General features: G+C 72.5%; 19 protein-coding genes. 13 read left to right on the top strand and 6 right to left on the bottom strand.

Features of this window, described 5'->3' with window-relative positions; translation table 11 throughout:
* The first annotated feature begins 22 nt into the window (after positions 1–22).
* Genes cbiE through ACWEVP_RS38500 form a run of 6 tightly spaced genes read left to right on the top strand, consistent with a single transcriptional unit; the run spans position 23 to position 7,428 of the window.
* Complete coding sequence (gene cbiE, locus ACWEVP_RS38525; protein WP_452067511.1) at positions 23–1,174, top strand: precorrin-6y C5,15-methyltransferase (decarboxylating) subunit CbiE; 1,152 nt, start codon at positions 23–25, stop codon at positions 1,172–1,174.
* Complete coding sequence (gene cobM, locus ACWEVP_RS38520) at positions 1,171–1,932, top strand: precorrin-4 C(11)-methyltransferase (RefSeq protein ID WP_452067510.1); 762 nt, start codon at positions 1,171–1,173, stop codon at positions 1,930–1,932. The genes cbiE and cobM overlap by 4 nt, the downstream gene beginning before the upstream one ends.
* Complete coding sequence (locus tag ACWEVP_RS38515) at positions 1,929–2,945, top strand: Gfo/Idh/MocA family protein (RefSeq protein WP_452067509.1); 1,017 nt, start codon at positions 1,929–1,931, stop codon at positions 2,943–2,945. Before cobM ends, ACWEVP_RS38515 begins: the two co-directional genes overlap by 4 nt.
* A complete protein-coding gene (locus ACWEVP_RS38510) occupies positions 2,942–3,661 on the top strand; it encodes a cobalt-precorrin-6A reductase (RefSeq protein WP_452067508.1) in 720 nt (239 codons plus the stop codon). Before ACWEVP_RS38515 ends, ACWEVP_RS38510 begins: the two co-directional genes overlap by 4 nt.
* On the top strand, positions 3,658–4,317 hold the full coding sequence (gene bluB, locus ACWEVP_RS38505) for a 5,6-dimethylbenzimidazole synthase (RefSeq protein WP_452067507.1): 660 nt from the start codon (positions 3,658–3,660) through the stop codon (positions 4,315–4,317). Before ACWEVP_RS38510 ends, bluB begins: the two co-directional genes overlap by 4 nt.
* An 18-nt stretch (positions 4,318–4,335) precedes the next feature.
* Entirely contained in the window at positions 4,336–7,428 is a 3,093-nt protein-coding gene (locus ACWEVP_RS38500) for an arabinosyltransferase domain-containing protein (RefSeq protein WP_452067506.1), read from the top strand.
* Between the two features lies 1 nt (position 7,429).
* Here ACWEVP_RS38500 and ACWEVP_RS38495 read toward each other — a convergent pair whose 3' ends face one another.
* Complete coding sequence (locus ACWEVP_RS38495) at positions 7,430–8,137, bottom strand: GNAT family N-acetyltransferase (protein ID WP_452067505.1); 708 nt, start codon at positions 8,135–8,137, stop codon at positions 7,430–7,432.
* A gap of 260 nt (positions 8,138–8,397) precedes the next feature.
* Here ACWEVP_RS38495 and ACWEVP_RS38490 point away from each other — a divergent pair, with 260 nt between their 5' ends.
* Complete coding sequence (locus tag ACWEVP_RS38490; RefSeq protein ID WP_452067504.1) at positions 8,398–10,371, top strand: S53 family peptidase; 1,974 nt, start codon at positions 8,398–8,400, stop codon at positions 10,369–10,371.
* On the opposite strand, the gene ACWEVP_RS38485 is transcribed toward ACWEVP_RS38490, so the two are convergent.
* From ACWEVP_RS38485 to ACWEVP_RS38470, 4 genes are read right to left on the bottom strand one after another with little or no spacing between them, the layout of a single operon-like run.
* Positions 10,368–11,858, bottom strand: coding sequence for a precorrin-2 C(20)-methyltransferase (locus ACWEVP_RS38485; RefSeq protein ID WP_452067503.1), 1,491 nt, complete (start codon positions 11,856–11,858; stop codon positions 10,368–10,370). The genes ACWEVP_RS38490 and ACWEVP_RS38485 overlap by 4 nt on opposite strands.
* Positions 11,855–12,478 (bottom strand): precorrin-8X methylmutase, encoded by a 624-nt coding sequence (locus ACWEVP_RS38480; RefSeq protein WP_452067502.1) that lies wholly within the window; start codon positions 12,476–12,478, stop codon positions 11,855–11,857. The genes ACWEVP_RS38485 and ACWEVP_RS38480 overlap by 4 nt, the downstream gene beginning before the upstream one ends.
* A complete protein-coding gene (locus ACWEVP_RS38475) occupies positions 12,475–13,548 on the bottom strand; it encodes a precorrin-3B synthase (protein WP_452067501.1) in 1,074 nt (357 codons plus the stop codon). The genes ACWEVP_RS38480 and ACWEVP_RS38475 overlap by 4 nt, the downstream gene beginning before the upstream one ends.
* Before the next feature lie 4 nt (positions 13,549–13,552).
* Entirely contained in the window at positions 13,553–13,867 is a 315-nt protein-coding gene (locus ACWEVP_RS38470) for a DUF6191 domain-containing protein (protein ID WP_452067500.1), read from the bottom strand.
* A 109-nt stretch (positions 13,868–13,976) separates the two neighbouring features.
* On the opposite strand from ACWEVP_RS38470, the gene ACWEVP_RS38465 reads away from it, so the two are divergent.
* The 3 genes from ACWEVP_RS38465 to ACWEVP_RS38455 are packed head-to-tail and all read left to right on the top strand — an operon-like array spanning position 13,977 to position 15,987.
* On the top strand, positions 13,977–14,903 hold the full coding sequence (locus tag ACWEVP_RS38465; protein ID WP_452067499.1) for an ABC transporter ATP-binding protein: 927 nt from the start codon (positions 13,977–13,979) through the stop codon (positions 14,901–14,903).
* The gene (locus ACWEVP_RS38460) at positions 14,900–15,751 is read left to right on the top strand and encodes an ABC transporter permease (protein ID WP_452067498.1); all 852 of its coding nucleotides are present in this window, start codon (positions 14,900–14,902) and stop codon (positions 15,749–15,751) included. The genes ACWEVP_RS38465 and ACWEVP_RS38460 overlap by 4 nt, the downstream gene beginning before the upstream one ends.
* A 2-nt stretch (positions 15,752–15,753) precedes the next feature.
* Entirely contained in the window at positions 15,754–15,987 is a 234-nt protein-coding gene (locus ACWEVP_RS38455) for a helix-turn-helix transcriptional regulator (protein ID WP_372671072.1), read from the top strand.
* Here the strand turns inward: ACWEVP_RS38455 and ACWEVP_RS38450 are convergent.
* A complete protein-coding gene (locus ACWEVP_RS38450) occupies positions 15,984–16,886 on the bottom strand; it encodes a hypothetical protein (protein ID WP_452067557.1) in 903 nt (300 codons plus the stop codon). The two genes, ACWEVP_RS38455 and ACWEVP_RS38450, sit on opposite strands and share 4 nt — an antisense overlap.
* A gap of 195 nt (positions 16,887–17,081) precedes the next feature.
* On the opposite strand from ACWEVP_RS38450, the gene ACWEVP_RS38445 reads away from it, so the two are divergent.
* The 3 genes from ACWEVP_RS38445 to ACWEVP_RS38435 are packed head-to-tail and all read left to right on the top strand — an operon-like array spanning position 17,082 to position 21,110.
* A complete protein-coding gene (locus ACWEVP_RS38445) occupies positions 17,082–19,448 on the top strand; it encodes a HAMP domain-containing protein (RefSeq protein ID WP_452067497.1) in 2,367 nt (788 codons plus the stop codon).
* Between the two features lies 1 nt (position 19,449).
* Entirely contained in the window at positions 19,450–20,628 is a 1,179-nt protein-coding gene (gene pgsB, locus ACWEVP_RS38440; protein WP_452067496.1) for a poly-gamma-glutamate synthase PgsB, read from the top strand.
* Positions 20,628–21,110, top strand: coding sequence for a poly-gamma-glutamate biosynthesis protein PgsC/CapC (locus ACWEVP_RS38435; RefSeq protein WP_452067495.1), 483 nt, complete (start codon positions 20,628–20,630; stop codon positions 21,108–21,110). Before pgsB ends, ACWEVP_RS38435 begins: the two co-directional genes overlap by 1 nt.
* Positions 21,111–21,116: the final 6 nt, after the last annotated feature.

The raw sequence follows: 21,116 nt of genomic DNA, 5'->3' as shown, positions 1-21,116 counted from the left end.
GGCTCGCTTAGGGTGGGAAATCGTGCGCGAAAAATCACGGTTGACGGTGGTGGGGATCGGGGCCGATGGGTGGTCCGGCCTGTCCGAGCAAGCCCAGGCCCTGGTGCTCGGCGCGGACATCGTGATCGGCGCGCCGCGGCAGCTGGGATACCTGCCCCCGGAGGTGGTGGCCGAGCCGTGGCCGTCGCCACTGCTGCCCGGGCTCGACGCGCTGATCGCGGAGCACGAAGGGCAGCGGATCTGCGTCCTGGCCAGCGGTGATCCGTTTCTGTCGGGGGTCGGCACTACGCTCGTGGCACATGGCTACGAGGTCGAGGCGCTGCCCGCGCTCTCGTCGGTGACACTGGCCAGGGCCCGGCTGGGCTGGTCCGCCGAGGAGACCGAGGTGGTGACCCTCGTCGGCCGGTCGTCGGCCCGCGTCGCCCGGGTGCTGGCGCCGGGGCGGCGGGTGCTGGTCCTGGGTGCCGACGCGGTGGCGCTGCGCTCGCTGCTGACCGTGCGCGGGTACGGCGAGAGCGAGCTGTTCGCGCTGGAGAACTTGGGCGGGCCCGAGGAGCGCATCTCCGACGGCTGGTCGGGCGAACCCGGCCCGCTGACGGTGTTCGCGCTGGCGTGCGCGGGCCCGGCGCTGCCGCTGATCGGCGTCCCGGACGACGTGTACTCCCACGACGGCCAGCTGACCAAGCGCGACCTGCGCGTGTCGGCGCTGGCCCGGCTCGCGCCGAGCCCCGGCGAGCTGCTGTGGGACGTCGGGGCGGGCGCGGGCAGCGTCGGCATCGAGTGGTCGCGCCTGCACGGGCTGAACCGCGCGATCGCGATCGAGCGCGACCCCACGCGGGCCGAGCGGATCGGGCGCAACGCGCTCGACCTGGGCGTACCGGAACTGGAGGTGGTGACGGGCGAGGCACCGGACGCGCTGAGCACGCTGCCGTCACCGGACGCGGTGTTCATCGGCGGCGGGGTGACGGTGCCGGGCGTGCTGGACGCGTGCCTGGCGACGGAGGCGCGGGTGGTCGCGCACGGAGTGACGTTGGAGGCGGAGCAGGTGCTGGCACGCGCGTACGCGCAGCACGGGGGTGAGCTGGTGCGGATCGGGGTGGAACGGGCCGGGACGCTCGGCGGCTTCACCGGGTGGACGCCGGCTCGCGTCGTGACGCAGTGGAGCAGCCGATGACCGTGCACTTCGTCGGGGCCGGGCCCGGTGCCGCCGACCTCATCACCGTGCGGGGCCGCGACCTGCTCGCCCGCTGCGACGTCTGCCTCTACCCCGGCAGCATGACGCCGACCGACCTCCTCGCGTACTGCCGCCCGGAGGCCGTCCTCGTCGACACGGCGAACCTCGCGCTGGAGGCGATCGTCGCGCGGATGGCCGAGGCTCATCACGCGGGTCAGGACGTGGTCCGGCTGACGTCCGGCGATCCCTCGCTCTACAGTGCCGTCGCCGAGCAGATGCGCCGCCTCGACGCGCTGGACGTGCCCTACGACGTCGTTCCCGGCGTGCCCGCCTTCGCCGCTTCCGCGGCCGCGCTGAACCGGGAGCTGACCGTGCCCGAAGTCGGGCAGAGCCTGGTGATCACGCGCGTCCAGGCCCGGTCGACGAAGATGCCGCCGAAGGAAACCCTCGCCGCCTTCGCCGCCACCGAGGCCACCCTCGCGCTGCACCTGGCCGTCAACCACGTCGAACGCGTCGCCGAAGAGCTGGTTCCGCACTACGGGGCCGAATGCCCGATCGCCGTCGTCGCGCTCGCGAGCCAGCCCGGCGAGACGGTCGTGCGCGGAGTGCTCGGCGAACTGCCGAAACTCGTCCGGGAAGCCGGGATGACCCGCGCCGCCACCATCTTCGTCGGCCGGGTGCTCGCCGCCGCGAACTTCCCCGACAGCTTCCTCTATTCCAGTGCCCGCGACCGGGCGAACCAACCGGAGTCGTTGTGACCGAACTGCGTTGGGGCCTGCTGGCCGCCGGGACCATCGCCGCCCACTTCGCCGCGGGCGTCGACGAAAGCAAGCACGGCACGCTCGCCGCCGTCGCGGCCCGGGACGGCGGCCGGGCCCGCGACTTCGCCACCCGCTTCGAAATCCCCAAGGCCTACGGCAGCTACGAAGAGCTCCTGGCCGATCCGGACATCGACGCCGTGTATGTCTCGACACCGCACGCGATGCACAAGCAGTGGGCCATCGCCGCCGCCGAAGCCGGGAAGCACGTGCTGTGCGAGAAGCCGTTGACGATCACCGCGGCCGACGCCGAAGAGGTGATCGCCGCCGCCCGGGCGCACGACGTCTTCCTGATGGAGGCGTTCATGTACCGGCTGCACCCGCAGACGCGGCGGCTGGCCGAACTCGTCGCGAGCGGCGCCATCGGCGAGGTCCGCGCGGTGGACACGACCTTCTCCTTCGACAGCAACCCCGAAGAAACCGCCCGGCTGAGCGACCCGGCGCTCGGCGGCGGCGGGATCCTCGACGTCGGCTGCTACTGCACGTCCCTGTCGCGGCTGGTCGCGCAGGCCGCGACCGGTCAGGACGTCGTCGAACCGACCGAGGTCAGCGGGATGGCGCACCTGTCCGCGACCGGTGTCGACGAGTGGGCGACCGGCCTGCTGCGGCTGCCCGGGGACATCCTCGCGACGATCTCCTGCGGGATCCGGCTCACCCGCGAGGACGGCATCCGCGTCTTCGGCTCACGCGGTCAGCTCCACGTCCCGCGACCTGCGTGGATCCACCCGCTGCGCAAGCCCGGCGTCTCGCGGATCGTCCTCACGCCGGCCGACGGCGAGCCCGAGGTCATCGAGGTCGAAGCCACCCAGGGTGTCTTCGCGCGCGAAGCGGACCACGTCGCCGCGCACGTCGGCGACCGGCAGGCACCGGAGCTGACCTGGGCGGAGACGCTGGCCAACATGCGGACCCTCGACCGGTGGCGCGAGGCCGTCGGCTACGGACATCCGCAGTGATCCTCATCCTCGGCGGCACCGGCGAAGCGCGGAAGCTCGCCGAAGAACTGGTGGGAAGCGACGTCCGGGTCGTGTCTTCGCTGGCCGGACGCGTCGCGCGGCCACGGCTCCCGGCCGGCGAAGTGCGCGTGGGCGGCTTCGGCGGCGCGGACGGGCTCGCGGCCTGGCTGCGCGAGAACGACGTGAAGGCCGTCGTGGACGCGACGCACCCCTTCGCCGAGCGCATCGGCGCGAACGCGGCGAAAGCGGCCGAACGCACCGGAATCCCCCTGCTCCGGCTCGCGCGGCCGGGCTGGCAACCGGGCGAACAAGACGTCTGGCACTGGGCGGACGACCTCGACGACGCCGCGAAGAAGCTCCCCGGCCTCGGCGAACGCGTCTTCCTCACCAGCGGCCGCCAAGGTCTCCCGGCCTTCGCGCACCTCGACGACCTGTGGTTCCTGATCCGCTGCGTCGACCCGCCGGAGCCGCCGCTGCCGCGGCACCACGAGCTGATCCTCGCCCGCGGCCCGTACGAGGTGGCTGCCGAACGCGCGCTGCTCGAAAAGGTCGACGTCCTGGTCACCAAGGACTCCGGCGGCCCGCAGACCGAAGCGAAGCTGACGGCGGCCCGGGAACTCGGCAAGCCCGTCGTCGTGGTCCGGCGGCCGCCGAGACCGCGTACGGAGACCGCCGGAACCGTGGCCGAAGCCGTCGAATGGGTGCGCGACCGATGATCGAAGAGTTCTACGAAGTCCTCCGCAAGCGCCGGGACGTCCGCGGCGAGTTCACCGGCGAGCCGATCCCGGAAGCCACGCTCCTGCGGATCCTCGGGGCCGCGCACGCCGCCCCGAGCGTCGGGCTCACCCAGCCGTGGGACTTCGTGCTGGTCGACGACCCCGCGACGCGCGAGCAGTTCGCGAAGCACGTCCACGAGGAGCGCGAGGTCTTCGCCGCCCAGCTCGACGAAGACCGCGCGAGCACCTTCGCGAACATCAAGATCGAGGGCATCCTCGAGTCGAGCCTCGGCGTCGTCGTCACCTACGACCCGGCTCGCGGCGCGCCCGACGTCCTCGGCAGGCACGCCATCGCCGACGCCGGCCTGTACTCGGTGTGCCTGGCGATCCAGAACCTCTGGCTCGCCGCGACCGCCGAAGGCCTCGGCGTCGGCTGGGTCAGCTTCTACCGCGAGCCGTTCCTGAGCGAGCTGCTCGGCGTCCCGGACGGCATCCGGCCGGTCGCGTGGCTCTGCGTCGGGCCGGTGAGCAGGCTGGAAACCGTGCCCGACCTGGAACGCCACGGCTGGCGCAGCCGCCGTCCCCTGACCGAGGCCCTCCACCACGGCCGCTTCACACCGCGTGACCCGGGGGTTGCGTCAGCCGCCGACGTCTGACCCGTTAGCGTTGCGCCGATGCGTCTGATTGCCGTAGCGCTGGGGTTGCTCTCGGCCTTGTGCGCGCTGGCTTTCCCCTTCCTGCCGGTGGTGCAGGACACGGCGGAGGTCGTCTGGCCGACCGGCAGCGACACCCGCTCCGTCAACGCGCCCTTGACCGGGTACTGGGCCCAGGACCTGCGCGCCGAACTGCCGTGCGCGGCCATCCGCTCGGTCGACGCCCGCACCGGCGGTCCCGGCCTGCTGTTCGCCACCGTGCCGGACGGCCGCACGGACCCGAACGCCGGCAAGGGCGTCGGCCTGCAGCTGCGCGTCGACAACGGTGTGCTGTTCGCCTCCAGCCAGGGCCAGCAGATCGCCCAGCAGCCGCTGCCGGCGCAGATGTGCGACGTCGAGCTGGACGTCGACGCGACGCAGATGACCCTGGCCGTGGCCGGGACGCCGATCTTCCACGCGAACGGCGACGTCCGGCCGCGGGTGGTCGGCATCTACTCCTCGATCAACTCGAGCAAGGACCCGATCGCCGGCCTGCACGTCTCGGTCGTGCCGGACACGCGCTACCAGACGTCGCCGACCGCGCTGAAGGTCACCGTCGGCGTGCTCGCCGTGCTGTCGCTGATCGGCTGCATGATCGCGGTCTGGCGGCGCGACTCCGGCTTCGCCAGACGCGCGCCGCGGTGGGCGCCGGTCGGCTGGTGGCGGCTGACGCTGCGGGACGTCACGGTGATCGCCGCGCTCGGCGCGTGGGTGTTCATCGGGCCGGTGACCTCGGACGACGGCTACATCCTGACGATGGCCCGGGTCACCGAGCAGACCGGGTTCCTGACGAACTACCACCGCTGGTTCGGTGTCGCCGAAGCGCCGTTCGGCTGGTTCTACCACGTCTTCGAGCTGATGACGCACGTCAGCACGGTGCCGCCGTGGATCCGGCTGCCGTCGTTCCTGCTCGGCGTGCTGAGCTGGCTGCTGATCAGCCGCGAGGTGATGCCCCGGCTGGGCACCCAGATCCGCACCAGCCGCCCGGCGAGCTGGGCCGCCGCGACGGTGTTCCTGATCTGGTGGATGCCCTACAACAACGGCGTCCGCCCGGAGCCGGTCGCCGCGCTGGGCTCCCTGCTGGCGATCTGCGCCGTGGAGCGCGCGCTGGTGACGCGGCGGCTGCTCCCGCTGTGCCTCGGCCTGACCGCGGCCGGGTTCACCCTCGCCGCGACGCCGACCGGGCTGATCGCCGTGGCGCCGTTCCTGGTCGCCGCGCGCCCGCTGTTCAAGCTGATCCGCCAGCGCGCGAACGAGAACGGCTGGATCCCGGTGCTCGCGCCGATCGCCGCGGCCGGGCTGCTCGTGCTGGTCGTGGTGTTCGCCGACCAGACGTTCGCGACCGTCCAGGAGGCGACCCGGATCCGGACCCAGGTGGGCCCGAACCTCTCGTGGTTCCAGGAGCTCGCGCGCTACCAGCTGCTCTTCGAGAGCCTGCCGGACGGCTCGGCGCCGCGCCGGTTCCCGGTGCTGCTGGTCGTGCTCTGCACGGCCACCTGCCTGGTGGTGCTGCTGCGCCGCGGCCGCATCCCCGGCGCGTCGCTCGGCCCCGCCCGCCGCCTGATCGGCACGACGGCGCTGTTCTTCCTGCTCCTGGCCCTGACGCCGACGAAGTGGACGCACCACTTCGGCGCGTTCGCCGCGGTCGGCGCGTCGATGGCGGCGCTGGCCGCGCTCGCGACCAGTTCGACGGTGCTGCGGTCCAAACGCAACCGCGCGGCCTTCCTCGCGGCGCTGCTGGTGGTCGCCGCCCTCGCCGCGACCGGGCCGAACACCTACTGGTTCGTCTCGCGCCTCGGCGTCCAGTGGACGAACGTGGCGCCGTCCATCGGCGGCATCCCGCTGTCGACGATCCTGCTGATCGCGGCCGCGGTCGCGGGGATCTACGCGTTCGTCGAAAACGTCCGGGCGCACCGGCCGGGTCTGCCGGCCCAGCCCCAGGAAGGCCGGCTGCGCGCGCTGCGGCTCGGCTCGCTGTCGCTGGTGGTGGTCTGCGGCCTGGTCGCGGCCGGCGAGTTCGTGACGATGGCGTGGGCGATCCACAACCAGTCCGGCAGCTACAGCCTCGGCGCGGCGAACATCGGCCACCTGTTCGGCAAGAGCTGCAACCTCTCCGACCACGTGATGGTCGAGCGCGACGCGGCGACGAGCATCCTGCGCCCGCAGTCCGAGCAGCGGACGGTCGCGGAGAAGCCGAAGGAGAACGACTCCCCGCTGCCGAACCCCGACCAGGACAACGGCCGCGTCCAGACCGGCTTCCACACCCGCGCGGTCGACGACAAGGACCCGCTGGCCGAGCCGCCGCACGGGTTCACCCCGGAGACCGTGCCGATGTGGTCGAGCTACCTCGACCCGGAGACGCGCGCGGGCCGCCTGCGCAGCGACTGGTACGCGCTGACGGAGAAGCCGGCGGACGGCCAGATCGTGGTGGCGACGGCCGGAGCCGCGCGGCGCCCGACGTCGGTGAGCCTCGACTACGGCGTCGACACGCCGGAGGGCGTGAAGATCCTGCGCAGCCAGTTCATGCTCCCGCCGGGCTCGGGCACGGGCGGCTGGAACGACACGCGCATCAACCTGCGCGACCTGCCGCCGGAGACGAACGCGGTCCGCATCAACATCGTCGACAACGACCTGACGGAGGACGGCTGGATCGCGGCGTCGGCCCCGCGCGTCCCGACGTTCACGACGCTGACCGACAAGATCGGCTCGAAACCGGTGTACGTCGACTGGCCCGCGTCGTTCGTGTACCCGTGCGTCCAGCCGGTGACGTCCCACGACGGGATCTCCCAGGTCCCGGAGTACCGCATCACGGCGGGCGGCCTGGCGGACGAGGCCCAGTGGGCGTCGTCGACGAACGGCGGGCCGATCGGGTGGCTGGAGGAGCTGGCCGAGGAGCCCGAGGTGCCGAGCTACCTGATCGGGCAGCCGAGCCAGTCGTGGGGCCAGCTGCTGCAGATCGAGCCGTTCACGGAAGGCATCGCGCCGACTGTCGTGCACGGCGAGAAGACCGTGCCGGGGTGGTGGTCGCCGGGGCCGGGACCGAGCCAGCCCAACGGCAAGGACCCGACGCGCTGAGTCAGGGTTTCCGCCACGCCTGACGGCGGCGGAGGCGGAACCCGGCCCGCTCCAGGTTGGCCGCGCTCGCCGACTCGGGGCGGGCCGTCGCCACCGCGAGGGTGCAGCCCTCCGCGGCCGCCACCGCCAGCCGGCGGCGCAGCAGCTCCAGCTGCGCGCCGCGGCCTCGGTGGGCGGGCAACGTCGACGCCGCGCCGAGCACGGCCACGTCGTCGTGGATCGTCATGCCCGCCGCCGCGACCGGTTTCTCCCCCTCCCGCACCAGGAACCGCCGGACCGCCGGGAGCCGGTGTTCCGCCGCCATGAACCGGGCGACTATGCCGTGCGCTTCGAAGCCGGCCAGCAGGACGCCCGCGAAGACCTCCGCGTCGACCACCTCCGACGGCACCGCACGGTGCCGTCGCAGGCGCTTGGTGGCCAGCAGGCGGTCGTCCGTCCGCTCGAACCCCGGCACCGGGAGGCCGTCGGTCACCACCGCCGGGCGCACGCCGTTCCAGACGGGCTCGTCGACCAGGTCGAGGGCCGCCTGCACCGTCTCGCGGGTCACGCCGGACACCGTCGCCAGGAAACCGAGCGCGGGCTCCGTCGCGAGCACGGCCAGCAGGCCCTCGCGCTCCCACACCCGGAAGCGGCCGGGCACACCCGCGTCCTCCGCCGCGACGCAAGCCAGCGCCGTCCGGCGGTGCAGTGCCCGTTCCGCTCTGACCACTTCGGACGCTGCTCCCCACACGGGAGCCCACGGTATCGGTACCGCCGACCGGGCGGTCGCCAGCACCCGTGAATCTACTCTGAGTGCGTAATAGATTAGCGCCCGGTTAACGCATTCAATAAGCGAAAAAGGCACCGCCCGATATATCCGTTACCCGCATCGACTCGATCACGAAACTGGTCTCTTCCCATTTCCGGAACTAGTTTTCTCTTCGCCCCTTCACCGTCGCAGGGGCGACTTTCTTCTGAGGAGGACCAGTGATGCGCAGACCCGCGATCCGGCTGATCGCACTGGCCGCCACGGCCGTGACGGCCGCCGGTCTCCTGGTCGGGGCCGCCGCGGCCAGCGACCGGACCCCGTTGCCGGGCAGCGTCCCGGCCTGGGCGAAATCGTCCGCCCGGACCGGCGCGGCCAATTCGGCGGACAACGTGGCGTTCCGGGTATACCTCGGCTGGGCCGGCGACGCGGCCGCCACGGCGAACAGCGTCTCGACGCCAGGCTCCGCCGCATACGGCCACTACCTCACCGCCGCGCAGTTCCGGCAGCGGTTCGCGCCGTCGCAGACCGACGTGAGCGCGGTGCAGCAGTGGCTGCGCAAGGCCGGCTTCGACGTCGGCTACACCCCCGGCAACCACCGGTACGTGCAGGCCGAGGGCACGGTCGCGCAGGCCGCGGCCGCGTTCGGCACGAGCTTCGGCGAGTACCAGGTCGCCGGCAAGACGCTCCGGGCGCCCGAGCAGGACCTGTCGCTGCCCGCCGGCCTCCCGTCGACCGTCAGCGCGGTCGTCGGGCTCGACGAGTCGTTCGCGCTCCTCCAGCCGTCCGCGGGCCCGGCCGCGACGCCGTCGCCCGCGTTCGTCAACGCGCCGCCGTGCTCGGCCTACTACGGCGAGAAGACCACCGCGACCACGCTCACCCCGGACGGCGTCAAGGTGCCGGACGCCTACGGGCACCCGAACCCCTGGGCGCCGTGCGGCTACACGCCCGCGCAGCTGCAGAGCGCCTACGGTGTCCAGCAGGCCATCGCGTCGGGCACCAACGGCGCCGGCCAGACCGTCGCGATCATAGACGCCTACGCGTCGCCGACGATCGTCTCCGACGTCAACACCTACTCCCGCCTGCACGGCCTGCCGCAGCTGTCCGGCAACCAGTTCACCCAGGTGGTGCCGCCGGGGGTGTACAACCGGCCGCAGAACCCGAAGCAGGACCCGCAGGGCTGGTACGGCGAGGAGACCCTCGACGTCGAAGCGGTGCACAGCATCGCGCCGGGCGCGAACATCGTCTACGTCGGTTCGCCGAACAACTACCAGGACCTCGACGCGGCGATGAACCACGTCGTCGACCAGCACCTCGCCTCGATCGTGACGAACTCCTACGGGTTCTCGACCGAGCTGCTGCCGACCGGCTACGTCAAGCCGTTCAACGACACGCTCGTCGAAGCGGCCGCGACCGGCATCGGCGTCTACTTCTCCAGCGGGGACAACGCCGACGAGACCGACGGCATCGCCGCGAACTTCCCCGCCGCGACGCCGGACTGGCCCGCGGTGAGCCCGTGGGTGACCGCGGTCGGCGGGACGTCGCTCGGCGTCGGCGCGGGCGGCGAGTACCTCTTCGAGACCGGCTGGGAGACCGGGCGGTCGACGCTGACCAACGGTGCCTGGGTGCCGACGCCGCCGGGTGAGTTCTTCGGCGGCGCCGGCGGCGGGACGAGCCGGCTGTTCACCCAGCCCGCCTACCAGGCCGGGGTGGTGCCGACCGCGATCGCGACGGCGAACGGCGCCCGGCCGCGGCCGATGCGCGCGGTGCCGGACGTGGCCGCGCTGGCCGACCCGAACACCGGGTTCCTGGTCGGGCAGACGCAGGCGTTCCCGGACGGCACGGCGAAGTACAGCGAGTACCGCATCGGCGGCACGAGCCTGGCGTCGCCGCTGTTCGCCGCCTTCGTCGCACTGGCGCAGCAGCGGGCGGGCCGCACGTTCGGCTTCGCCAACCCGCTGCTGTACGCCAAGGCGGGCAGCCCGGCGTTCCACGACGTCAGGCAGCCGCCGTCGCCGATGGCGGTCGCCCGGGTCAACTACACCAACTCGGTGGACGCCTCGGCCGGGTACTCGGCGGCGAGCCTGCGCTCGCTGGACGCCGACGCCGTGCTGACGATCCACGTCCGCGACGGCTACGACGACGTCACGGGCATCGGCACCCCGAACGGGACGGCGTTCCTGACCGGGCTCGGCTAGTAGCTGCGTGGGGTCCAGACGACGCCGCCGTCGACGCGGGTGCGGCTGGACCCCACGATCAGCAGGCAGCGCATGTCCACTGTGGACGGATCCAGTCCGCCCAGCGTGGTGATCCGGATGTCCTCCTCCGGCCCGCCGACGTCCCGCGCCACCACCACCGGGGTCGCCGGGTCGCGGTGGCGGAGGAGGACGTCACGAGCGTCGGCGAGCTGCGTCGTCCGGGACCTCGACGCCGGGTTGTACAGCGCCAGCACCAGATCCGCCGCACCCGCCGCGTCCAGGCGCTTCTCGATGATCTCCCACGGCTTGAGCCGGTCGGACAACGACAGCACGCAGTAGTCGTGGCCCAGCGGCGCTCCCACCCGGGAGGCCGCCGCCTGGGCCGCCGTCACGCCCGGGACGATCCGGACGCGGACCCCGGCGCCGTGCCCGGCGGACACCTGCTCCAGCACCGCCGACGCCATCGCGAACACGCCAGGATCGCCCGAGGACACCACCGCCACCCGGGCACCGCCGGCCGCCAGGTCCAGTGCCTCGCGAGCCCGGTCCGCTTCGACGCGGTTACCCGACGCGTGCCGCTGCTGGCCCGCCTTCTGCGGCACCCGCGCGACATACGGCCCGTACCCGACGACGTGCTCGGCGACCGAAAGTTCCGCCGCGGCCTCGGGAGTCAGCCACTCGGGACCGGCGGGGCCGAGCCCGACCACGACGACCTCACCCGCGCTCTCGGAGGCCGGGACGGGGGCGGGCGCGGGCGAAACGCGCGAGGCATAAGCCGGCGAAGGCAGCAATGCCAAGGAAAAGTACGGAACGGTCGAGGGATCCACCTCACCGAGGGGCTCGATCCGCTGCTGTCCCCAGGTCGCGCGCTCGACGAAGACGGCGTCGCCGAGCTTCCCGGCCTCCTCGAAGGCCTCGCGCACCGAGCCGAACGTCCGGCCCAGCTTGAGGACGGCCGCCGCGTCGGTGTCCGCGAGCCGCCGGGCCAGTTCCGGTGCCGGCAGGGTGCCCGGCAGCACCGTCAGCACCTCGTCGCGCTGGACCAGCGGGCGCCCGAGCACCGACGACGCCGCGCTCACCGACGTCACGCCGGGCACCACGACCGCCTCGAAGCGGCCGGAAAGCCGTTCGTGCATGTACATGTACGAGCCGTAGAAGAACGGGTCGCCCTCGCAGAGCAGGACGACGTCGCGGCCGGCGTCGAGGTGCTCGGCGAGCCGTTTCGCGCTCAGCTCGTAGAAATCGGCGATCGCGCCCTCGTAGCCGCCGGGGTGGTCGGTCGTCTCGGTCGTGACCGGGTAGACGAGCTTCTCCTCGAGCTGCCCCTCGCGCAGGTACGGCTCGGCGACCGACCGCGCGATGCTGCGCCCGTGCCGTGCGCAGTGGTAGGCGATCACCGAGGCTTCGGAGATCAGCCGCGCGGCCTTGACCGTCATCAGTTCCGGGTCGCCGGGGCCGAGCCCGACGCCGTACAGGGTCCCGGTCACTCTTCGGCGCTCGCGAGGGCGTTGATCGCGGCGACGGCCATCGCGCTGCCGCCGCGGCGTCCGTGCACGACGAGGTAGGGCGCCGGGGCCCGCTTGGCGAGCTCCACTTTGGACTCCACCGCGCCGACGAAGCCGACCGGTACGCCGATGATCGCCGCGGGTGCACCGACGCCTTCGTCGAGGATCTCCAGCAGGCGGAACAGCGCGGTCGGCGCGTTGCCGATCGCCACCACCGAGCCGGGCAGCTTGTCGCGCCACAGTTCCAGCGCCGCGGCCGAGCGCGTGGTGCCCATCCGCTCGGCGAGTCCCGGCACCGAAGGGTCCGAGAGCGTGCAGACGACTTCGTTGCCCGCGGGCAGGCGGCGCCGCGTGACGCCGCTGGCGATCATCTGCGCGTCGCACAGAACCGGCGCGCCCGCCTCGAGCGCGGCGCGGCCGGACTCGACGACGTCGAGCGTGTAGCGCAGGTCGTCGACCAGATCGACCATGCCGCAGGCGTGGATCATCCGGACCGCGAGGCCCGCCACGTCGTCGGGCAGGATCGCCAGGTCCGCCTCCTCGCGGATCGTGGCGAACGAGTGCCGGTAGATCTCGGCACCGTCCCGCAGGTAGTCGATCACAGCTTTCCTTCCCTCTCGTCGAGCGGCACCCAGTGGCCGTCGATGCGGTAGCCCCCCGCTTCGGCGACAACGTCCACATGGGACTGCGACGGCTTTCCGCACCGCCGTTCGCAGCCCGAGAAGTGCGCGCGCAGGCCCGGCCGGAAGACGGCGTCGGCCCGAACGTCGGCCCGGGACTTCGCGCAGCCCGGCCGTCCGATGCACGCGGTGGTCCCCAGCGGCTCGCCGCCGAAGCCGAGCCGCTCGAAGACGTCGGCGGCCACGTCCGGCAGGACCAGCGACTTCCACGGCGTGACCAGCGCCGGGCCGAACTCCGCCAGTGCGCGGGCCTGGCCGGCGGTCAGCTGCCCGAAGCGCGGCACGACACCCGCCGCGAAGCCGCCGTCCCGCTCGATCAACCCGGCCGGAACCTCGACGTCGGCACGCGGCACGGGCGTCCCGCGCCAGGCCGGGTCGTCGAGTTCGGCGACGCGCCAAGCGGATCCGCGCACGCGAAGGAACTCCAGCGCGACCTCGAAGAGCGTGGCCACGGCGTCGGCGCGCGCCACGCGCCGTCCGGTGTCGCCGCCCGCGAGCAGGAGAACTCCGGTGTCGGCGTCGAGGGCTTGCCAGCAGACGTCGGGGCCTTCGCCGGCGACGTCACCGCGTCCGTCGTCGAAGGCGAAGAGGAACCGGCCCGGCAGCGCGGCCAGCTCAGGGGTGGCGCACACCAGCTCGTCGAGCGAAGCGGCCAGGCCCCGGACGTCGGCGAGCCCGCCGCGCACCCCGCTCAACGGCGACGCGAGGACGTTGCGGACCCGCTCGTGCGACGGCGAAGGCAGCAGGCCCGCGTCGGTCAGCCGCGCCGCCAGGCCGGGCCGGGTGACGCCGCGCAGCTGGACGTTGCCGCGCGAGGTGAGGTGGAGGTCGCCGTCGCCGCACGCTTCGGCGCACTCTGCCAACGCTCGCAGCTGGGCTGCGGAAACCGCACCACCGGGCAGCCGGACGCGGGCCAACGGGCCGTCGGCGGCGTCGTGGGGTGCGAAAACACCCGGGCACGCGTCGGCTCGCACACGCGCTGGGGTCGGCATGAGGTCACTGTAGCTGGCGGTTTTCCGGCTCCGGCGGGTCCGAGCGGGGCCGGATCCGGGCGATCCCGGCGTCCAGGTCCACGTCACGCAGGGGTGGCGCGCCGTCGGCGTCCTGTTCGACGAGCATCGACATCGTTTCCCGGTGTTCCAGCTCACGCCGCTTGGTGCCGTAGAGGAACGCGGTGGTCTCTTCGAGGTAGGTCGCGGACAGCCGCGCCTTGAACCGGGAGCCGTTCTTGCGCGGCCGCAGTTCGATCGCGGCCATGACCAGCAGGATCACGACGCCGCCCGGAAGAGCCAGCCCCAGCCAGGTACCCATGCCCGGCGAACCGGGTGACCGCCGGTCAAGTTCCCGACGCAGCAGAACTCTGATCGGATGTAGTAGGTGTGCTACATTCGATCGCATCAGTCTGATGGGGGTTGGCACGATGAGAGATCCAGCTGTCCCCGTGGTCCGCGTGCGCGGGCTGCGGATGCGCTACGGCGCGAACGACGTGCTCCACGACGTTGAATTCGAGGCGTACCGGGGCGAGGTCGTGTGCCTGCTCGGGCCGAACGGCGCGGGCAAGACGACGACGATCGAGATCCTCGAAGGGTTCCGGATGCGGTCGGCGGGCGAGGTCGACGTCCTCGGCGTCGACCCCGCTCACGGCGGTGAGGACTGGCGGGCGCGGCTGGGGGTCGTGCTCCAGTCCTGGCGCGACCACGGGAAGTGGCACGTCCGGGAGCTGCTCGCGCATCTCGGCCGCTACTACGCGCCGTACTCGACGGCGTCGCACCCGCGGCCGTGGGACGCCGACGAGCTGATCGCGGCCGTCGGGCTCACCGAGCACGCGCAGAAGAAGATCAAGAACCTCTCCGGCGGCCAGCGCCGGCGGCTCGACGTCGCGATCGGCATCGTCGGGCGGCCCGAGCTGCTGTTCCTCGACGAGCCGACCGCGGGCTTCGACCCGGAGGCGCGGCGGGAGTTCCACGACCTGGTGCACCGGCTGTCCGACGAACTGGACACCACGATCCTGCTGACCACGCACGACCTCGACGAGGCCGAGAAGCTGGCCGACCGGATCCTCATCCTCAACGGCGGCCGCATCATCGCCGACGGCTCGGCCGACGCGCTGTCGCGGCAAATCTCCGGGGAGGCCGAGGTCCGCTGGACGCTCGACGGCCAGCGTTTCGTGCACCTGACGACCGAAGCGACGAAGTACGTCTACGAGCTGTTCAAGCAGCACGGCGAAGCCGTCTCGGACCTCGAGGTGCGGCGGGCGTCGCTGGAGGACACCTACATGACGCTGGTCCACCGCGCGGAAGCCGGCGGCGAGACGGAGCTCGGTCTCCAGGAAGCGGGCGCGCGATGAACGCCAGGACCGCCGCCCTGCGAGCCGGGCTGGACCGCGGCTGGATCGAGTTCAAGCAGACGTGGACCAACCGCGACGACGTCGTCGGCCAGTTCGTCTTCGTCGCGCTCTTCCTCGGCACGCTGTTCTTCATGCGGAACGCGACCCTGCCCGGCACCGGCTTCTCGCTCGGCGCGGCGACCGTGCCCGGGGTGCTCGGCGCCGGAATCGTGTTCAACGGCTTGAACAGCACCGCGGGCTACCTCGCCATCGACCGCGAGGACGGCACGCTGCTGCGCGCGAAAGCGACACCGAACGGCATGTTCGGCTACCTGGTCGGGAAGACGGCGGCGGTGGCGATGGCGCAGGTCACCGGGATCCTGCTGGTGCTGGTCCCGTGCTTGTTCCTGTTCGATTCGCTCGCACCGGACGGCGGCTGGTCGTACCTGCACCTGCTGTGGGTGCTGGCGCTCGGCCTGGTCGCCACCCTGCCGCTGGGGGCCGCGCTGGGCTCGCTCACCAACAGCCCGCGGTCCATCGCGCTGATCACGCTGCCGATCATGGGCCTCGGCGCGATCTCCGGGATCTTCTACCCCGTCACGGCGCTGCCGGCGTGGGTGCAGGGCATCGCGCAGGTGTTCCCGATGTACTGGCTGGGCCTCGGCATGCGCTCGGCGCTGCTGCCGGACAGCGCGGTGGTCGTCGAAATCGGCCAGTCGTGGCGGCCGTTGCCGACCCTGGGCGTGCTGCTGGCGTGGTCCGTGATCGGATTGGCACTGGCCCCGGTGCTGCTGCGGCGCATGGCGCGGCGGGAAGCGGGTTCGTCGGTGGCACAGCGGCGGGAGAAGGCCATGCAGCGTGTGGGGTAGTGATGAGTGAGGTCGTCTACAACCGGATCGCGATGCTGCGCGCGGAGCGGTCGATCTCGCGCCGCCAGCTGGCGGAGGCGCTGGGCGTGCACTACCAGACGATCGGCTACCTGGAACGCGGCGAGTACAGCCCGAGCCTGTTCGTGGCGCTGCGGATCGCGGAGTTCTTCGAGGTCCCGGTGGAGGTCCTGTTCTCGACGAAGCCCTTCCCGCGACTGGGCGAGCGGTCCGCCTAAGGCGTGGTGAGCTCGGCCTCGGTGAGCGCCCGGACGACGTCGGCGCGTCGTCCGGGCGACTCGCGCACCGTCCGGCTCATCTCGACGTGCAGGAACACCGTGTCGTCCGCCGCCGCCAGCTTGCCCTGGACGTTCTTCGTCCCCTCGAGCGCGCCGCAGCGCTCCTCCCAGGCCCGGCACACCGCGAAGCCGTCCGCCGTCAGGCGCGTCGCCGTCCGGCGGGCCGCGTCGCCCGCCACCGACGCACCCGAGGACAGCACGATGTCCGTCGACGGCAGGTTTTCGTCGTGGAACCCGTGCAGCTGGACCTGCGCCAGCCCGCGCCCGGCCAACGCCGAAGCCACGACGTGGAACACCGAGTCCTCCTCGTGCGCGACGTCGGCCTTGCTGTCGTCGGCCTTGCGGTGCGCGCCCGCCACCAGCAGCACCGCGCCGGGGGTGCGGCGGAACAGGTCGACGCCGAACAGCTCGGTCCGCAGGTCGAACGCCGGGTGCGGCACCTCGACGGCCAGCGACGGCGGCGCCGACCGGTCGATCACGTACATCCCCCACGCCCGCTCGGTGCCGGGCTCGTTGACGGCGATCGTGTACGGCCGCCCGGTCGCCGGGTCGACGCCGTCGCGCACCGAAAAACCGAGCTTTTCGAAATCCGCGGTGCCACGGCGGTCCAGAAGCGCCGCGAACCCGGCCGCCGCCGTGCGACGTTCGTCGGATTTCGGTGAGCGGTACTCCTGGTCCGCGGACAGCCGGGCGGTGAAGTCGGTCACCAGGGAATCCACACCGGCCTCCGGGGCTGGCTTCGGCGGTGCGTCGTCACCCAGGGTCAGCACGAGGGTGAGGACCAAGGCCAGCGCGACGGCCACGCCGGCCACGCTGAGCAACATCCGCGGTCGGCTCATCACCACCCGGAGTGTACTGATGTCACCCATTGGTTAGCCTTAGCCGCCATTTGTCCCCCGATGGGGGCAGTTGTAACGTCACCGAAGACCACATTGATACCTGCATGTAACCCGAACGGGTGGGCGTTTTCGGTAGCGGCCGCAGTGGCCGGAGTCCTCCGGGACGCATGACGCGAAGGGCCTGGGGAGACCCTCTTGAACCAGCACGAAGTTCGCACGGCGCGGTTGCGCGCCCAGATTCCGGAAGCGGGGTTCCCCCGCGGCGCCGGTGTCGCTTCCGCGACCACGTTCGTCCTGCTGCTGCTCATCGCCGCCTTCACCGCGCTCTACCTGTCCACCGCGGGCCCGCTGTCCCTGATCCGCGCGAACGACGCCGCCGGCCGCGTTCCCGACGAGGTGACCGCCGGCCAGCAGCGCACCACCGCCGGGCTCGCGCAGAGCGTCGCGACCTCGGCGACGGCCGCCGCCGGCGACCTCCAGGTCGCGGCCGGCTCCGGCGTGTTCGACACGGCGGACGACACCGCCCTGCTCACCCGGCTGGGTGAAACGTACGAAGACTGGCGCGGGGTCGTGGTCTACGACCCGGCCGCGCAGAAGGTCCTGGCCACCCGCGGCGAGCCGGTGCCCGTGGAGACGCTGCGCGGCGTCGCCGTCGCGAACCTCACCGTCCGCCCGGTCGCCCGCCCCGGCGACACCCCGCTCGTGCTGACCGCGCTCCCCCTCACCGGTGCCCGGGCCGGCAAGCTCCTCGTCGTCTCGACGGCGCTGCGCACGACCGCGGGCGAACTCGACAAGGACACCCAGCAGCAGGTCCGCCTGGTCACCGCGGACGGCGCGGTCCTGCACTCGCACGGCTCCGACGTCGCCGCGACCGACACCCCCGCCCAGGAGCTGCTGGCCCGCGCCGCCACCGCGGCCGCGGCCGGGCAGTCCGGTGTCCTCACCGGGGCCGCCGTCGCCGACAAGGGGAAGGAGCGGGCCCCGGTCGTCTCCTACGCCCCGGTCTCCCCCGCGGGCATCGGCGGCAGCCTCGGCCTGTCCGTCGTGGCGTTCAGCCGCTTCCCGGTCGAGGCCGTGCCGGTGCGCTGGCCGGGCCTGATCCCCGCCGCCGCGCTGCTCGTGCTGGCCGTCGCGGGCTTCGTCCTGTTGCGGCGCACGGTCGTCGCGCCGGTCCGAAGGCTGCGCACCGACGCGCTCGCCGTGGCCGCCGGGGTGCTCGGCAAGCCGGTCCGGCAGTCGCGGATCAGCGAGGTCAACCGCGTCACGGCGGCCCTCGAGCGGGCCCGGGCCAAGCTGCGCCGCCGCAAGCCGGCGCCGAAGGTGCGCCCGTTCCTGTCCGCCCAGCTCGTCGTCGCGCTGGTCGCGCTGGCTCTGCTCGGCTGGTCCGGCGCGGTCGCCGCGACGCTCGGGCGGCAGCACGCCGAGGTGTCGCCGACCATGCTCAGCGAGCACGGCGTCCGCGTCACGCGCTCGGCCGACACGTTGCGCCGCAGCCTCGCCGAAGGCCTCACCGACCTGCAGTCCGTGGCCCGGCTCGGCAAGGGCAAGGAGCCCGACCAGCTGCGGGGCATGCTCGAGCGGCTCGCCGGCACCGAGAGCCGGTTCCGCAGCGTCTACGTCGCCGACCCCCAGGGCGCGGTCCGGCTGCTGGCCGGGCGCGAGTCGCTGCGCGACCCCGGCAAGCTGCCCGACGGCGAAGGCCTGCGCCAGCACAACACCAGCGGCCGCGTCCCGGTCGTCTACGCCTTCACGCCGCTGCCGGACTCGAAGAACGTCCTGGTCGGCGAGTACGACGTGCCGCGCATGGCCGAGCTGCTCGGCTCCGCGGGCGGCCGCGTCCGCGTCGTCGACGAGGGCAAGCGCACGATCGCCGACACCGAGGGCTACCTCGCGTTCTCCCCGCTGTCCGACCCCGCGCTGATCAAGAACGTCGATGCCGCGCAGTCCGGCAAGGACGCCCGCGAGACGACGCCGTCCGCGCTCGTCGCGGCCCAGCGCCTGGCCGACAAGGGCAACGCCGCGACGCTGAAGTGGGTCGTCGTCGCCGAGCAGCCGATCGGCTCCCTCGGTGTCGCGGACAACACCGTGCGCTCGGGCGCGCGGGTCGCCGCGCTGCTCACCGCCGTGGTCGCGCTGATGCTGTTCGCCTGGCACCTGCTGGTCGTCGTGCGGCCGCTGCGGCGGGTCGGCGAACAGGCGCGGCGGATCGCGGCCGGTGACACCGGCGCCGTCGTCTACCCGCAGCGCCAGGACGAGATCGGCACCGTCGCCTCCTGCGTCGAGATCTGCCGCCAGGCCCTGACCGACGGCCGCGACCGGCTCGGCGAGGTCCGGCGGCCCGCCGGCGCGGCGACCGACGAGACCGAGCTGCTCCAGAAGATCGTGGACGAGCCGGAACCCGCGCCGAAACCGAAGCCGCGGCCACCGGCGAAGCCACAGCCCCCGCGTGCGACCCGGCCGGCGCGTCCCCGGCCGCAGACGCCGCCGCGGCTGCCCGCCCGGACGCCCGAGGAAAAGGCCAAGAGCGACTACCTGAGCTGGCTGGACGGGGCCGGGGTCTGACGTGACGTTCCTCTACGTCGTGCTGCTCGCGGCGTCGGCGGCGATGCTGGCCGCCGGGATCGCCGAGCAACGGCAGCACTACAAGCACCTGCACAGCATCCCGACGCGCGTGCTGGTCAACGGCATCCGCGGCAAGTCGTCCATCACCCGCCTCTGCGCGGGCGCGCTGCGCGGCGGCGGGCTCGTCACCACGGCGAAGACCACCGGTACGGCGGCCCGGTTCATCCACCCGGACGGCAGCGAGGAGCCGGTCTACCGCAAGTTCGGCATCGCGAACGTCGTCGAGCAGATCGGGATCGTCCGCCGGGCCGCCGCCTACCGGCCCGACGCGCTGGTCATCGAGTGCATGGCCGTCATGCCGGACCTGCAGGAGATCAACCAGAGCAAGCTGATCCGCTCGACCATCGGCGTGCTCTGCAACGTCCGCGAGGACCACCTCGCCGAGATGGGCCCGACGCTCGACGACGTCGCGCGCTCGCTGAGCCGGTCCATGCCGGTCGGCGGCATCTGCCTGACCGCGGAGAAGGACCGGCTGCACATCCTGCGGGAAGAGGCCGCCAAGCGGGACTGCGAGCTCATCGCCGTCGACCCCGAGTCCGTCACCGACGCCGAGATGCGCGGCTTCAGCTGGATCACGTTCAAGGAGAACGTCGCCATCGCGCTGGCGGTGGCGGACCTGCTCAACGTCAACCGGCAGCTGGCGCTCGAGGGCATGTGGGCCGCGCCGCCGGACCCCGGCGTGCTGCAGGTCCACCGGTACCGCGCCGGGCGCCGGCTCCTGCGCTTCGCCAACGTCTTCGCCGCGAACGACCCCGAATCGACGTTGCTGAACATCGACCAGCTCCGCCGCCAGGGCGCGATCGCCGACCCGCTGCACGTGATCATCAACTGCCGCCCGGACCGCGTCGAGCGCAACGGCCAGATGGGCGCGCTCATCCCGAAGATCGCCCCGGAACGCGTCGTGCTGATCGGCGAGCCGACCCGCAGCGCCCGCGTCGCGATCCCCAGCGAGTGGCACGACCGGGTCGTCGACCTCGGCGGTTCGCGGTCGCCGCGGGAGCTGCTGCGCGGGATCGTCGGCGGCGTCGGGCGGCAGGCGTCGCTGATCGCCATCGGCAACATCCACGGCCAGGGGGAACTGCTCATCGAGGAACTCGCCAAACTGGAACCGGTCGCCTGATGCTCACCACGTCCCTCGCCCCCGAGGTCGCCACCGTCGGCCTGGCCATCGGCCTGCTGCTGTCGCTGGTCTGCTACCTGACGACGAACCTGTCGCCCGGCGGCATGATCACACCCGGCTGGATCGCGCTGACCATGGTCGAGGACTACCGCCGCGCGGCGATCATCGTGCTGATGACGGCGCTGACGTTCGGCGGCACGAAACTGCTGCAGCGCCTGGTGATCCTGTACGGCAAGCGGCTGTTCGCGGCGGTCGTGCTGCTCGGCGTCGTGCTGCAGACGACGTTGCTGATCTTCCTGCAGGCCGACTTCCCGCTGCTGTTCGTGCACCAGACGCTCGGGTTCGTCGTGCCGGGCCTGGTCGCCTACCAGCTCGTGCGGCAGAAGCCCGTGGCCACGATGCTCGCCACCGGCGGGGTCAGCCTGGCCAGCTACGCGATCCTGATCAGCGGGGTGCTGGTCGGGCTGGTCCCGACGGTATGAGGTGAC

The organism is Amycolatopsis sp. NPDC003865 (assembly GCF_053605345.1).
Note: the sequence above shows the minus strand (reverse complement) of the source record. Positions and strands in the feature narration are given on the sequence as shown.